12 protein-coding genes and 1 rRNA gene are annotated in these 13,356 nt (G+C 67.5%); 2 read left to right on the forward strand and 11 right to left on the reverse strand.

Annotated features, from left to right (window positions below; all coding sequences use genetic code 11):
• Positions 1-49: 49 nt before the first annotated feature.
• Positions 50-1,189, forward strand: a complete 1,140-nt coding sequence (locus MRBLMD1_RS13560; protein ID WP_159632279.1) for a bifunctional 2-methylcitrate synthase/citrate synthase — start codon at positions 50-52, stop codon at positions 1,187-1,189.
• Between the two features lie 83 nt (positions 1,190-1,272).
• Here MRBLMD1_RS13560 and MRBLMD1_RS13565 read toward each other — a convergent pair whose 3' ends face one another.
• Positions 1,273-1,755: an 8-oxo-dGTP diphosphatase gene (locus tag MRBLMD1_RS13565; RefSeq protein ID WP_364400387.1), complete on the reverse strand. Its 483-nt coding sequence runs from the start codon at positions 1,753-1,755 to the stop codon at positions 1,273-1,275.
• Between the two features lie 78 nt (positions 1,756-1,833).
• On the opposite strand from MRBLMD1_RS13565, the gene MRBLMD1_RS13570 reads away from it, so the two are divergent.
• Positions 1,834-2,535, forward strand: coding sequence for a hypothetical protein (locus MRBLMD1_RS13570; protein WP_364400390.1), 702 nt, complete (start codon positions 1,834-1,836; stop codon positions 2,533-2,535).
• Between the two features lie 21 nt (positions 2,536-2,556).
• Here the strand turns inward: MRBLMD1_RS13570 and xerD are convergent, their stop codons facing one another.
• The 10 genes from xerD to rrf all read right to left on the reverse strand — a co-directional run bounded on the left by xerD (position 2,557) and on the right by rrf (position 13,345).
• Positions 2,557-3,597, reverse strand: coding sequence for a site-specific tyrosine recombinase XerD (gene xerD / locus MRBLMD1_RS13575; protein WP_275182030.1), 1,041 nt, complete (start codon positions 3,595-3,597; stop codon positions 2,557-2,559).
• Positions 3,597-4,256, reverse strand: coding sequence for an NUDIX hydrolase (locus tag MRBLMD1_RS13580; protein WP_364400393.1), 660 nt, complete (start codon positions 4,254-4,256; stop codon positions 3,597-3,599). Before MRBLMD1_RS13580 ends, xerD begins: the two co-directional genes overlap by 1 nt.
• A gap of 25 nt (positions 4,257-4,281) precedes the next feature.
• Entirely contained in the window at positions 4,282-6,057 is a 1,776-nt protein-coding gene (locus MRBLMD1_RS13585; RefSeq protein WP_364400396.1) for a CTP synthase, read from the reverse strand.
• A gap of 134 nt (positions 6,058-6,191) precedes the next feature.
• A complete protein-coding gene (recN, locus tag MRBLMD1_RS13590) occupies positions 6,192-7,931 on the reverse strand; it encodes a DNA repair protein RecN (protein WP_364400398.1) in 1,740 nt (579 codons plus the stop codon).
• A gap of 4 nt (positions 7,932-7,935) precedes the next feature.
• Entirely contained in the window at positions 7,936-8,961 is a 1,026-nt protein-coding gene (locus tag MRBLMD1_RS13595) for an NAD kinase (RefSeq protein ID WP_159632284.1), read from the reverse strand.
• Positions 8,962-8,974: 13 nt separating this feature from the next.
• Positions 8,975-9,790, reverse strand: coding sequence for a TlyA family RNA methyltransferase (locus MRBLMD1_RS13600; RefSeq protein ID WP_364400401.1), 816 nt, complete (start codon positions 9,788-9,790; stop codon positions 8,975-8,977).
• Positions 9,790-10,041: a hypothetical protein gene (locus MRBLMD1_RS13605; protein WP_159632286.1), complete on the reverse strand. Its 252-nt coding sequence runs from the start codon at positions 10,039-10,041 to the stop codon at positions 9,790-9,792. Before MRBLMD1_RS13605 ends, MRBLMD1_RS13600 begins: the two co-directional genes overlap by 1 nt.
• Positions 10,042-10,050: 9 nt before the next feature.
• A complete protein-coding gene (locus MRBLMD1_RS13610; protein ID WP_159632287.1) occupies positions 10,051-11,040 on the reverse strand; it encodes an HAD-IIA family hydrolase in 990 nt (329 codons plus the stop codon).
• Positions 11,041-11,046: 6 nt separating this feature from the next.
• On the reverse strand, positions 11,047-12,894 hold the full coding sequence (locus tag MRBLMD1_RS13615; RefSeq protein WP_364400405.1) for a tetratricopeptide repeat protein: 1,848 nt from the start codon (positions 12,892-12,894) through the stop codon (positions 11,047-11,049).
• Between the two features lie 334 nt (positions 12,895-13,228).
• Positions 13,229-13,345: ribosomal RNA gene (gene rrf, locus MRBLMD1_RS13620) — 5S ribosomal RNA — on the reverse strand.
• Positions 13,346-13,356: the final 11 nt, after the last annotated feature.

The raw sequence follows: 13,356 nt of genomic DNA on the forward strand, positions 1-13,356 counted from the left end.
CTGCCGGCCCCGGCCGGTCAACAGGCGTTAGGAACAAAGGAGTTTCAGCATGGCTGAAAATGAGATCAAAAAGGGCCTCGCCGGCGTCGTGGTGGATTACACCGCGGTTTCGAAGGTCAACCCGGACACCAACTCGCTGCTCTACCGCGGCTACCCGGTCCAGGAGCTGGCCGCCCGCTGCAGCTTCGAGGAAGTGGCCTACCTGCTGTGGAACGGCGAACTGCCCACAAAAGAGCAGCTCGCGGAGTTCACCGCGCGGGAGCGCGCCGGCCGCGCCCTCGACCCCGTGGTCAAGCAGGTCATCGACGCCTTGCCGGTGACCTCGCACCCGATGGATGTCTGCCGGACCGCGGCCTCGGTGATGGGCGCCAGGCACCCGCAGGCGGAGGACTCGTCGCGGGAGGCCAACATGGGCAAAGCGGTGGACTTGTTCGCCGCCATGCCCGCAGTGGTGGCCTACGACCAGCGCCGCCGCCACGGCCAGGAGCTCGTGGAGCCGCGCGATGACCTGGGCTATTCGGCGAACTTCCTGTGGATGGCCTTCGGCGAGGAACAGGTGCCCGAGGTGGTGGATGCCTTCAACGTCTCGATGATCCTCTACGCCGAGCACTCCTTCAACGCGTCCACGTTCACCGCGCGCGTCATCACCTCGACGCTCTCGGACCTGCACTCAGCGGTAACCGGAGCCATCGGGGCCCTGAAGGGTCCGCTGCACGGCGGGGCGAACGAAGCCGTAATGCATACCTTCGACGAGATCGGCATCCGGCAGGAGGAGTCCCTCGAGGAAGCTGCGGCGCGGGCGAAGGCCTGGATGGAGGATGCCCTGGCGCAGAAGAAGAAGGTCATGGGGTTCGGCCACCGTGTGTACAAGCACGGCGATTCCCGGGTTCCCACCATGAAGGCCGCCCTGGACAAAATGATTGCCCACTACGGCCGCCCCGAACTGCTGGGGCTGTACAACGGCCTGGAAACGGCGATGGACGAAGCCAAGGCCATCAAGCCGAACCTTGACTACCCGGCGGGGCCCACCTACCACCTGATGGGCTTCGACACCCCCACGTTCACCCCCCTGTTCGTGGCCAGCCGGATCACCGGCTGGACCGCGCACATCATGGAGCAGTTGGACGCCAACTCGCTGATCCGCCCGTTGAGCGAGTACAACGGGGTGGAGGAACGGCACCTGGCCTAGGGTTTGGCTGGAACGTCCGACGGCGGGCGGGCACTGCGGTGCCTGGCCCGCCGTCGGCTTTTAACAACCTGGAGTTTGCCGCGTCAGCCCAGGAGGCTGCGGGATGACGCGACGGTCTCGTTGTCAGTGTGCATGGTGACCACTACGTTCACCCTGCGGCCCTCCAGCACCGCGGGCAGCCAGTGGTCCGCGTCCTGCCACATGCGGTCCACCGGGAGGGTGTCCACCGGGAACCACTCGGGCAGGATCTCGTCGCTGGGTTCCGGTTCGCCCTCCCAGGTACGGGCGGTGAACAGCGTGGTCTTCATGTTCCATTCCGGGCGGGCGGGAAAAAGGAAGTGGACCGATCCGGCATCCGCCAAGTCCTCCGCCTGCAGCACCACCCCGGTCTCTTCAAGGACTTCCCTGATCACGGCCTCCGCGTCGGTCTCCCCCGGCTCAACGTGGCCGCCGATGCCTACGATCTTGCCTTTGCCGAACCCGGTTTGCTTGAGTCCCAGGAGGACTTCGGCCCCGTCTTCCCCGTCACGGAGAAGGAAGCAGAGGGTCACAGCGGCTGCGGTCATTGCTCCAGCTTAACGTGACGCCGGCCCCGTACAGCGGTGCGGTGCCGCGCTCCGGTGCCCGTTGCTACAGTGAGCCCCATGAACACGGAAGGCGGGGAACAGTCCACGCCCGCTCCGGGAGTCCGGCCTCCGGGACGCAGCACCGTCCGGTTGCCTGGCTGGCTGGTAAGGAGTCCGTTGTATGCCGGATGGCTGTGGACCGGAGCGTGGGCGTTGCTGATCCTCGCCGACGAATACCTGGACCTGGCCGGCTGGGCCTGGTACGCGTGCGTGGGGATGGCCGCACTGCCCACCCTGGGCTGCACGGTGGCAGTCCTGCATGCCACTCCACGCACATACCTGCGGCCCGCGGGAGAGTCCGTGCTGGCACACTTCTTCGTGCGGTTCCTGGCGTTGACGGCCGCTTTCCTGGTCTGGGGCATCTCGGTGGTGGCCAGCGCCTCGGTTTCAACCACGGTCCAGGCGCTTGCAGGTGAATCGGAGCGGGCAGTCACCTCGCTCGGCCTGGATCTCCTCGTGGCCGCCGTGCCGTTGGTTGTGTCCGTGCTGTGGATGGCCCTGATCGTGCGTTGCGCCTGGTTCCTTGCCCGCCTCCGCGGCTGGCAACAGGCGCCTGGGAATTCGCGCGTCCCGGCAAAGTTCCTGCGACGTTCCCCGGAACTCCGGCGGGTGGTCATTGGCCTCGCCCACCCGGGCCTGCTCCTGGTGGCCGGGCTCGGCACTACCCTCCTGGCCCTGGTCCTCAGCGGACTGGAACTGACGCTCAACATGATGGAATGATCCCCCGCCCGCCCGCGGAGCCTAGCCCAGTGCCCGCGGGTGTGCCGCGGCGTAGATCTCGCGGAGTGTATCCGCAGTGACCAGTGTGTACACCTGGGTGGTGGTCACCGACGCGTGGCCAAGCAGCTCCTGCACCACACGGACGTCGGCGCCGCCTTCGAGCAGGTGGGTGGCGAAGGAGTGGCGCAGCGTGTGCGGCGAAACATCGCGGGTGATGTTGGCCTTCTCCGCCGCCGCCTTCAGGATGGTCCAGGCACTCTGCCGGCTGATCCTGCCGCCGCGGGCATTGAGGAACAGCGCGGGCGTGCCCTTTCCCTTGGCGGCCAGCAGCGGGCGCCCGCGGACCAGGTAGGCATCGAGCGCCCGGGCCCCGTAGGAGCCCAGCGGCACCAGGCGTTCCTTCGATCCCTTGCCGAACAGGCGGACGATCGCGGGCCCCGCTCCCGGTTCGGCAAGGGAGATATCGTCAACGTCCAGGCCCACCGCTTCGCTGATCCTGGCCCCCGTGGAATAGAGGAATTCGAGCAGGGCGCGGTCCCTCAGCCCGGTGGCGGTATCGGTTCCCGCCGCTTCGAGGATGCGGGTCACCTCATCGACGCTGATGGCTTTGGGAAGCCGCTTGCCGGCCATCGGCGGGTGTACCTCGCTGGCCGGATCCGCCGTTGTGTGGCCCTCCAGGGCCCAGAACTTGTGCAGCCCCCGGACAGCCACCACGGTCCTGGCGGCGGACCGCACCCCAAGGGTGGACCCGCCGTCGGAACCGTCCGAAAGGGCGCGGACGTAGCCGGTGACGTGGTGCCGGGTGATGTCGCCTGGACGTGTGCAGCCTGCGGCGGCGAGGTAGCGGGCGTAGCGGGCGAGGTCCCGCCGGTAGGCTGCCAGCGTGTTCGCGGCAAGCCCCCGCTCCACGCCAACATGCTGGAGGTAATCGGTGATTCCGCGTTCGATCGCGGCCGGTATTCCGGGCGGGGCAGCACCGGCCAAGGCGGCACCGTTTGCAGCGCCGGGGTTCGGAGCCTGTTCGACCTCCGGAGCCGCTTCAGCCGAGGGACCCGGAACCATCAGCGCTGGCTGGGGTGTGCGGGCCAAGGGGCGTCGGCGGGACGAAGCCCCTCATAGTTGCCGGCCCGGGCCGCAGCAGCGGCAAGGATCCCGACGACGGCGGACGGGTTGTGCAGGCGGCCTGCCAGGACAGAGGCCACGGCATCGTCCAGGCCGATCCAGTGGAACTCGATCTCCGCTTCCTCGTCCGTCCGCTCGTGGCGCTCGTGGTGCGGCACCTCGGTGAGGTCACGGGCCAGATAGATCCGGATGGCTTCACTCGAGGATCCGGGGGAATTGAAGACATCGGCCAGGACGTTCCATGTTCCGGCCGCCAGGTCCGCTTCCTCGGCGAGTTCCCGCGCCGCCCCCACCACGAAGTCTTCGCCTTCGACGTCCAGCAGTCCCGCGGGGACTTCCCAAAGGTCCATGCCGACGGGGTGCCGGTACTGCTTCAGCAGCAGGATCTGGCCTTCGCCGTTCATGGGCAGGACGGCGACAGCACCCGGGTGGTCGATGTAGTCACGGGTCAGGGCGTCCCCGGACTCGGAGAGCTGGAAAGTGTCACTGACGACGTCCCAGATCCGGCCCTGGTAGACCTTCTCCGTAGACAAAAGACGGCGCGGGCTTGGTGCATCCGAAACCTGTTTTGCAGGGGTGGCTTCAGGTGTACCAGGCATCGCGCCGTCCTTTTTGTTCTATTGACTACTTAGCGGTAACGCTACCCGATGCTGCAGGCTCCCCTGCCGCGGCAGCGTCCGTGTCGGCGGCACCCTGGTGGTTCGCGTTCTGGTGATCCAGGGCCGCCTTGACCAGTCCGGTGAACAGCGGGTGCGGGCGGGTGGGCCGCGAACTCAGTTCGGGGTGCGCCTGCGTCGCCACGTAGTACGGGTGGACGTCGGCCGGCAGCTCAACGAATTCGACGAGCTTGCCGTCCGGGGAGGTGCCGGAGAAGACCAGGCCCTTCTCGGCAATCTGCTGGCGGTACTTGTTGTTGACCTCGTAGCGGTGCCGGTGGCGTTCGCTGACCGTGGTCTTGCCGTATGTACCGGCGATGACCGAGCCCTCGTCCAGCTTGGCTTCGTAGAGGCCAAGGCGCATGGTGCCGCCCAGGTCGCCACCGCCTTCCACGAACTCCAGCTGCTCCTCCATGGTGGCGATGACCGGGTACTTGGAATCCGGCTCGAACTCGCTGGAGGAAGCACCTTCCATGCCCACCACGTTGCGGGCGTACTCGATGACCATGCACTGCAGGCCAAGGCACAGGCCCAGCACAGGCAGCTTGGTCTCGCGGGCGAACTTGAGGGCGCCCAGCTTGCCTTCGAGGCCACGGATACCGAAACCGCCCGGCACGCAGATGGCGTCCACGCCGTCGAGCGCCTTGATGGCACCCTCACGGGTCTCGCACTCGTCCGAAGGGACCCAACGGATCTTGACCTTGGCCTCATTGGCGAAGCCGCCGGCACGCAGGGCCTCAGTCACCGAGAGGTAGGCGTCCGGAAGGTCGATGTACTTGCCCACCAGGGCGATTTCGACTTGGTGCTTGGGGTTGTGGACGGCCTCCAGGAGGCGGTCCCAGCTGGTCCAGTCCACGTCCTTGAACGGCAGGTCCAAGGCACGGACGATGTAGGAGTCCAGGCCCTGGGCGTGCAGGGTCTTGGGGATGTCGTAGATGCTGGGGGCGTCCGGGCAGCCGATGACGGCTTCGAGGTCGACGTCGCACATGCGGCCGATCTTGGCGCGCATGGCTTCGGGGATCTCGCGGTCGGAGCGGATGACGATGGCTTCGGGCTGGATACCGATGGAGCGCAGGGCCGCCACCGAGTGCTGGGTGGGCTTGGTCTTCAGTTCCTGCGACGGTCCGATGTACGGGACCAGTGACACGTGCACGAAGAAGACGTTGCCGCGTCCCACGTCCTGGCGGACCTGTCGGGCCGATTCGAGGAACGGCTGGGACTCGATGTCGCCAACGGTGCCGCCGATTTCGGTGATGATGACGTCGGGGGCGTTCTTGCCTTCAGCAGGCAGCCGCATGCGGCGCTTGATCTCGTCCGTGATGTGCGGGATGACCTGGACGGTGTCGCCGAGGTATTCGCCACGCCGTTCCTTGGCGATCACGGTGGAGTACACCTGGCCGGTGGTCACGTTCGCGGAACCTTCAAGGTTCTCATCGAGGAAGCGCTCGTAGTGCCCGATGTCCAGGTCCGTTTCGGCGCCATCGTCAGTGACGAAGACCTCACCGTGCTGGAAGGGGTTCATCGTGCCCGGATCCACATTCAGGTAGGGATCGAGCTTCTGCATCGTGACGGACAGGCCGCGTGCCCGGAGCAGGTGACCGAGGCTGGAGGCCGTCAGTCCTTTACCGAGTGAGGACGCCACACCGCCGGTGACGAAGATGTGCTTGGTCATCTTGGAGGAGCCCGGGAACCGGGAATTTACACGGGAATTTGATCGCTGCACCACGGAATTTGAGCCTATCATCAATTGAGCCTTCCACGGATCGGGCCGAACCTGCACCCAAGCGTTCCAGTCTGCTGGGATGGGGCCGCTGAATCAAGGGGCGTCCATCCGGCTAATTGAAGGCCAACCGGCCCGCTCCCCCCGCTTTTGCCGCGTCAGGCCCGCTGTGGCAGGAGTTTGGCGTCGTCCAGCAGTTCCTGGGCGTGGGCCTGGGCGGACTCGGAGTCTTCCTGGCCGGCCAGCATGCGGGCGAGTTCACGCACCCGTTCCGGCCCGTCAAGGAGGCGGACGTCACTGGAGGTGAAGCCGGTGGCGGTGCCGCCGTCGGCTCCCCTGACGGACGTTTTGGTCACGGTGATGTGCTGGTCGGCAAAGGCGGCCACCTGGGGAAGGTGCGTGACCACCAGCACCTGCACGTGGCGTGCCAGCATGGCCAGCCGGCGGCCAATCTCGACGGCGGCGCGTCCGCCCACACCGGCGTCGACCTCGTCGAACACAAACGTGGGGACGGGGTCGACGGCGGCGAGCACCACCTCGATGGCAAGCATCACCCGTGACAGTTCACCACCGGACGCGCCTTTGCCCAGAGGCCGGGCCGGGGCTCCGGAGTGCGGCTGCAGCAGGAAGGTGATCTCGTCCGCGCCGTGGGGGCCCAGCTGCCCCGCGGACTCGAGGTTGATCACCAGGGTGGCGTCGGCCATGGCCAGGGCCTTCAGCTCGGCACTGACCCGGGCAGAGAGGTCCTTGGCTGCTTTGGCCCGGATCTTGCTGATGGCTGCCGACTGCTTGGTCAGTTCTGCTTCGGCGCGGACCACCTCCGCGTCCAGGGCTTCGATGCGGGAGGAGTCGTCCTGCAGCTCGTCGTACCGGACGCGGGCCTTTTCGGCCCACTCCAGCACTTCGTCGATGGTTGGGGCGTATTTGCGGACCAGCTTGGCCAGGGCTGCCCGCCGGTCCTCGATCTCGGCGAGCCGTTCCGGGCCCTCCGAGTCCAGGCCGGCCTGGTAACTGGCCAGTTCGGTGGCGATGTCATTGAGCAGGAAGCCCACTTCCGCCAGCCGCGCGGCGGCGGAACCGAGTTCGGCGTCGTGCTCGGCCACATGCTCCAGGGTGCGTTTGGCGGAATCCACCAGGGTGGTGGCGTCACCGGTCTCGCCGAAGTCCTCGGCGATGAGGGCCTGGTGTGCCGTGCTGGCGGCAATCCGCAGTTCCTCGACGTTGGCGAGCTTGACGGCCTCGGCCTTCAGGAGCTCGTCCTCCCCCGGCTGCGGATCCACCTCGTCGATTTCGGCCAGGGCCGCCTCCAGGGATTCGGCTTCGCGGAGCCTGTCCCGTGCGGCGCTCCGCAGGCTGTCCAGTTCTGCCTGACTGGCCTTCCACCTGCTGTACAGCTCCTGGTACGCGGACAGCGGTCCGGCCAGGCTGTCCCCGGCGAACTTGTCCAGGGCTTCCCGCTGGGCCGTGGCGCTCTTGAGCCTGATCTGGTCCGACTGGCCGTGCACCACCACCAGCGATTCGCCGATCTCGGCCAGGACGCCCACCGGCGCAGCCCGCCCACCGAGGAACGCACGGCTGCGGCCGTCCGCACCCAGGCGGCGGGCCAGGATGAGCTCGGCGCCGCCGTCGAACTCCTCGGCTTCGGCACCGGCATCAAGCGCACGGGCGATGGCCGGATGTCCGGCGTCGAGCTTGAGCACCGCTTCCGCGGTGGCACTTTTTGCGCCGCTCCGGACGGCGCCGGCATCGGAACGCGCCCCGAGGAGCAGTCCGACGGCGGTGACCACCATGGTCTTGCCGGCACCGGTTTCGCCGGTCACCACGCTCAGTCCCGGGCCAAGCGGAAGCGTTGCGTCGGTGATGACGCCCAGATCGCGGATTCTCAGTTCTTCAAGCATGGCTTCACTTCGCAGTCGACGGATCGGGATCGCTGCCAGGGTTCTCCGCATGCGGTACCGGCAGCGGCGGCATGGGCCGTGGCGTCCGCACAATGGGGATGGGACCGGTGTGCACGGCGTCGGACTTGGGCACCGGACCGCGCCAGCCATGGATGGGCAGCTCGAACTTGCGGACCAGGCGGGCCGAGAAGGGGGTCTGGTGGGTGCGGGCCAGCCGGACCGGGGTGGCCGATTTGGTCACTTCCACGCGGGCGCCGGGCGGCAGGTCCACCGAGCGCCGGCCATCGCACCACAGGACACCCTGGGCGTCGGTGCGTCCCAGCACCTCAACAGCGAGCCTGGAACGGGGCGATACGACAAGGGGCTTGGCGAAGAGCGCATGCGCACTGATGGGCACGATCACCAGCGCCTCCACCTCCGGCCACACCACGGGACCCCCGGCGGAGAACGCGTAAGCCGTGGAGCCCGTGGGGGTGGCCAGCACGATGCCGTCGGAGCCGAAGGACGTCAGCGGTCGCTCGTCCACCTCGGTCACCACCTCGAGCATCCGTTCCCTGTTGGCTTTCTCGATGGCGGCCTCGTTTAAAGCCCAGGTGTGCCAAATCTTCTGGCCGCGCACCCAGACCTGGACATCGATGGTCATCCGCTCTTCAACGGTGTACTCGCGGCTGGCAATCCACTCCACGGTCTGGGCAAGGTCCGCCCGCTCGCTTTCAGCCAGGAAGCCCACATGGCCCAGGTTCACGCCCAGCAGCGGCACGTCCACCTCGCGGACCAGCTCAGCGGCCCGGAGGATGGTTCCATCGCCGCCAAGGACCATGACCAGTTCCACATCGGGCAGCTGGACGTGGTCGTGGAGCACCTCCACCGGCTGGGCCAGGTGCCCGAAGAACCGTTCCATGTCGCCCAGTTCGGACTCCTGCATCACGGGGACCATGCCTGAAGCATGCAGCAGGGCGCAGGCTTCCCAGGCGGCTTTCAGTGACTCCTCGCGGCCGGTGTGGGCAAGGACCAGTACACGCCTGCTCATCAGGTTCCGCTCTCTAGTGGTTCGGCCAGATTTGTCCGAGCAAAGCAGCAGCTGCTGCCTCACGCTCTTCGATCTTAGGCAAGTCTTGGGTGATCCTGCGTTTTATCCACAGGAAGTATTCGACGTTTCCGTCCTGTCCGGGCAGCGGACTGGCCGCAAGGCCGCACAGGTCCAGGCCGGCGTCGAGCGCCGCCCTGGCCACCTTTTCCACGGCCATCCGCCGCTCGCGCTCCGACGTCACCACGCCGGTGCGGCCCAGGCGGTCCTTACCGATCTCGAATTGCGGCTTGACCATCAGCACCAGGTCGCCGCCGGGCTCCGTGCAGTCAGCCAGCGGCTGCACCACAAGGGTGAGGGAGATGAAGGACAGGTCGGCGACGGTCAGGGCGGCCGGGCCGCCGATGTCCGCGGGCGCCATGTACCGGACGTTCATGCCCTCGTGGACCTCCACGCGGGGGTCGTCCCGGAGGTGCGGCACCAGCTGGCCGTGCCCGACGTCGACCGCCACCACGTGTGCGGCCCCGCGCCTCAGCAGGACGTCCGTGAAGCCGCCGGTGGAGGCACCGGCGTCGAGGCACCTTTTGCCTTGGGCCGAAACCTCCGGGAATGCGTCCAGGGCGCCGGCCAGCTTGTGCCCGGCACGGCTGGCGTAGGTGTCCTGGTCATCATGTTCGACGGCCAGGTCCCGGCTGTCGTCAACCTGCAGGGAGGCCTTGGCAAGGACCTGGCCGCCGGAACGGACCTTGCCCTCGGCAATCAGCGAGGCTGCGTGCGTCCGGGACCTGGCCAGTCCGCGGGCCACCAATGCCTGGTCGAGGCGTACCGGCATCAGGCGGCCCCGCCGGTCTTTTCGCTGCCTGTGGGACCGCTGTCTGCGGGTTCGCTGTTGAGGGCGGCCAGCAGTTCATCGTGCAGCACGTTGTAAACGGCTTCGTGCTCCGCTGCCGGAAGGCCGGGCAGGTCGAGAAGCCTGGCGGTGGCCTGTGCCACCTGCGGATCCCTGATGTCCTGCCCGGGGGCCTGGGGCCACTCCGGGGCCGGCTGGTCTGTCGGATGGTCCGGTTCGGTCAGCTCGGTCATAGAACCAGTCTAGTGATCCAGCCACACCAGCTTGGGCGCCTGCGGGGTTGACGCGTCAGGCGTCCCGGCCCACCAGGCGGCACACGCCGCGCGCCACGAGTTGAGGTCGTCCTGGCTGCCAATGATGCCCACTGCTCCATTGGCCACGCGCGCCGTCGACTGCCCGCACGTGTAAGTGCCGTCGTCGTGCGTTATCTCCGGGTATGGCCGGTGCAGGTCCGTAAGGTTTTCGATGATGTACGCGGGACGTTCCGCGGCGCGGGCCGCCAGGATGGTCTCGCGCGTGTCGACGCCGGTCAGGACGGCCACGGTGGCGAAGCCGGCGTTATTGCCGCCCAGGATGTCCGTGTCCAGCCGGTCGCCCACCACCAGGGGGCGCCCGGCGCCAAGCCGCTTGGCGGCCGAATGGAAAAGCGGCGCTTCCGGCTTACCCGCGACTTTCGGCTGCTGCCCGGTGGCCGCAGCGACCGCCGCCACCAGGGTGCCGTTTCCAGGAGCGATGCCGCGCGCCTGGGGAATCGACATGTCCGTGTTAGTGGCCACCCAGAGGGCACCGGCGTTCACCACATAGGTGGCTTCCGCCAGGTCCTTCCAGCCAATGGCAGGGCTGAAACCCTGGACCACGGCGACCGGGTCCTCATCCTGGCCGGCCACCGGGACCAGGCCCGCCAGCTCAATTTCGCGGGCGAGGGCCGGACTGCCGGTGATGAGGATCCTTGACCCCGGAGCCAGCATCGAGGCGAGCAGCTCGGCCGCCGCCTGGGATGAACTGACCACCTGGTTGTCCTCTGCCGGCGCACCCAGCTCACGGAGATGCGCGGCCACTTCCGCCGGTGACCGGGAGGCGTTGTTGGTGACATAGCCCAGGCCAATGCCCAGCCCGGAAAGCTGCTTCAGCGACTCAACAGCTCCGGGTATGGCGTGGGGCCCGGCGTAGACCACGCCGTCCAGGTCGGCGAGGAGTGCGTCGAAGCGGGAAACCAGGGAAACATCGCTCATCTGTGTTCAGTCTTCCCGGCGGTCTTCGTCGTGCTCAATGCCTGCGTTGTCCTGGGCAGCGGTGTCGTCTGCGCTGGCATCGTCAGCACCGGCGTCGTCTGCACCGGCGTCGTCCGCGGGCACGGAGTGGAGCTCGTCGTGTTCCACCGAGTCCTGGTCCGATTCTGCATCGTCGGAAACGAAGTAGTCGGCATCCTGGTCGTCGATGCTGCTGTCCTGTGAGGACTTCGCCTCGGCTGCGCGGGCGCTCCCGGCAGCTGCCTCCGTGGAACCTGCTGCGGGCGTTTCGGGCCCAGTGCCCTTGGAGGCGCGGTCCAGCATCCGCCGGCGTTCTGCCTCTTCCCGGGCTTCCTCTTCCTCGTCCCAGCCGAGGTCGATGATTTCGGGTTCTTCGTCAGCGCCCAAGCCCAGGGCATTTTCTGCCACGACGGCCTGCCGGCTCCACTTCTGCGACTCGTCTTCGCGCCCCACTGCAGCCAGCGCATCGGCGTAGGCGCGGAAGAGGCGCGGGCTGTAGGAGAACGCGCGGTTCAAGTCCAGCTGCGGGATTTCAAGTTCGGCTACTGCCGCGTCAAGCTGGCCCAGGTCGGTGCGCGCACCGGCGGCGACGATTGCCAGTTCCACCTTGCCGGGGGCATCCAGGTCCTGGGCTTCCTCAGAGCGCGCCACATCCAGGGCACGGTCGGGGCGTCCCAGGCCACGCTCGCAGTCCGCCATGATGGGGAGGTGGACGTTGGAACCACTGATACGGCGGAAGGTGCGGAACTCGCGGAGCGCCTCACCGTAGTGCCCGGCGGCGTAGGCTGTCAGGCCAACGGCTTCCCGGACAGCGGCGAGCCGGCCGCCGCGGCGGCTGGCTGCCAGGGCGTGCTGGAAGGCAAGCTCCGGCTCGTCATCGATGAGGCGGCCGGCCATCACCAGGTGGCGGGCCACCCATTCCGAGCTCTTGGCTTCGAGGGTCTTGATCTGGTGCTGGGTGGCGCGGTCCAGTTCTTTACCCGTGACGTCTTCATCGATTTCGGGTGAGCGTTCCCGGTCCGGGCGGTTGGCGCTGCGGAGGTCAGCGGCGTTGGGGACGCGGACAGGACGGTCTTCCTGGAGATCGCGGCCAAAGCTGCGGGGGCCGGCTCCACGGCCGGACTCGGCGCGGGAGTCACCGCGGTCGAAGCTGCGGGGAGCCCGGTCCTGCCGGTCTCCGAACGGCTTGCGGTTATCGCCGCCGCCAAAACCACGGCGGTCGCCTTCGCCGTCGCGGCGCGGACGGTCACCAAACGGCTTACGGTCACGGTCACCGCCGCCAAAACCACGGCGATCACCCTCGCCATCGCGACGGGGACGGTCACCAAACGGCTTACGGTCACGGTCACCGCCGCCAAAACCACGGCGATCACCCTCGCCATCGCGGCGCGGACGGTCACCAAACGGCTTACGGTCACGGTCACCGCCGCCAAAACCACGGCGATCACCCTCGCCATCGCGGCGCGGACGGTCACCGAACGGCTTACGGTCACGGTCGTTGAACTGGCGACGGTCGCCCTCGCCATCGCGGCGCGGACGGTCTCCAAAGGGCTTGCGGTCACGGTCACCGAACGGCTTCCGCTCGCCACCGCCGGCACCGCCGCCAAAACCGCGACGGTCACCTTCGCCATCGCGACGGGGGCGGTCTCCAAAGGGCTTGCGGTCACGGTCACCGAACGGCTTCCGCTCGCCACCGCCGGCAGAGCCGCCGCGGGAGAAGTTGTTGCCATCGCGGTCGGACCGGGACCGGAATCCGCGGGGCTCACCGCCGGAGTTGTTGTTGCCGCGGAACGCGCCCCGGTCGTTGCCTCGGTTGCCACCGTTATGCTCGGCCATGTGGATTCCTCCTGTTGTGAGCCGACCACTGGCGCAACTGCAGCCGCTCGTTTCGTTTCCTACGCAACCCGAAATCAAGCGCTTCGAAGTCCGTACATCTTCATCAATTCTAGTGGAGCCACCAAATCCCCCCGGACAGTGCGGGCCCTGGGAGCGGGTATCGTGGCCATCTTCACAACGGGACAGCCCTGCGGCAGCCGCTGCCCGCTGTAACCAGGCATGGCAGCCGGCATGAACTCTGCCCGCCGGACGCCGCTTGCAGCTCCCGCGGGTTTTGTGTGTTAAATGTGGGAGGCCCCAACCGTGTGGTTGGGGCCTCGACCATTAATAGTTGTTCCGGCGGTGACCTACTCTCCCACACCCTCCCGGGTGCAGTACCATCGGCGCTGTGGGTCTTAGCTTCCGGGTTCGGAATGGGACCGGGCGTTTCCCCCACGCTATGACCGCCGTAACCCTTGTACC

The organism is Pseudarthrobacter sp. LMD1-1-1.1 (assembly GCF_040676255.1).
Taxonomy (GTDB): Bacteria; Actinomycetota; Actinomycetes; order Actinomycetales; family Micrococcaceae; genus Arthrobacter.

Bases quoted from the DNA above. Each gene is read 5' to 3' on its own strand.
- MRBLMD1_RS13560 (WP_159632279.1), top strand. From the start codon at position 50: ATGGCTGAAAATGAGATCAAAAAGGGCCTCGCCGGCGTCGTGGTGGAT.
- MRBLMD1_RS13565 (WP_364400387.1), bottom strand. From the start codon at position 1,755: ATGACCGCAGCCGCTGTGACCCTCTGCTTCCTTCTCCGTGACGGGGAA.
- MRBLMD1_RS13570 (WP_364400390.1), top strand. From the start codon at position 1,834: ATGAACACGGAAGGCGGGGAACAGTCCACGCCCGCTCCGGGAGTCCGG.
- xerD (WP_275182030.1), bottom strand. From the start codon at position 3,597: ATGGTTCCGGGTCCCTCGGCTGAAGCGGCTCCGGAGGTCGAACAGGCT.
- MRBLMD1_RS13580 (WP_364400393.1), bottom strand. From the start codon at position 4,256: ATGCCTGGTACACCTGAAGCCACCCCTGCAAAACAGGTTTCGGATGCA.
- MRBLMD1_RS13585 (WP_364400396.1), bottom strand. From the start codon at position 6,057: ATGATAGGCTCAAATTCCGTGGTGCAGCGATCAAATTCCCGTGTAAAT.
- recN (WP_364400398.1), bottom strand. From the start codon at position 7,931: ATGCTTGAAGAACTGAGAATCCGCGATCTGGGCGTCATCACCGACGCA.
- MRBLMD1_RS13595 (WP_159632284.1), bottom strand. From the start codon at position 8,961: ATGAGCAGGCGTGTACTGGTCCTTGCCCACACCGGCCGCGAGGAGTCA.
- MRBLMD1_RS13600 (WP_364400401.1), bottom strand. From the start codon at position 9,790: ATGCCGGTACGCCTCGACCAGGCATTGGTGGCCCGCGGACTGGCCAGG.
- MRBLMD1_RS13605 (WP_159632286.1), bottom strand. From the start codon at position 10,041: ATGACCGAGCTGACCGAACCGGACCATCCGACAGACCAGCCGGCCCCG.
- MRBLMD1_RS13610 (WP_159632287.1), bottom strand. From the start codon at position 11,040: ATGAGCGATGTTTCCCTGGTTTCCCGCTTCGACGCACTCCTCGCCGAC.
- MRBLMD1_RS13615 (WP_364400405.1), bottom strand. From the start codon at position 12,894: ATGGCCGAGCATAACGGTGGCAACCGAGGCAACGACCGGGGCGCGTTC.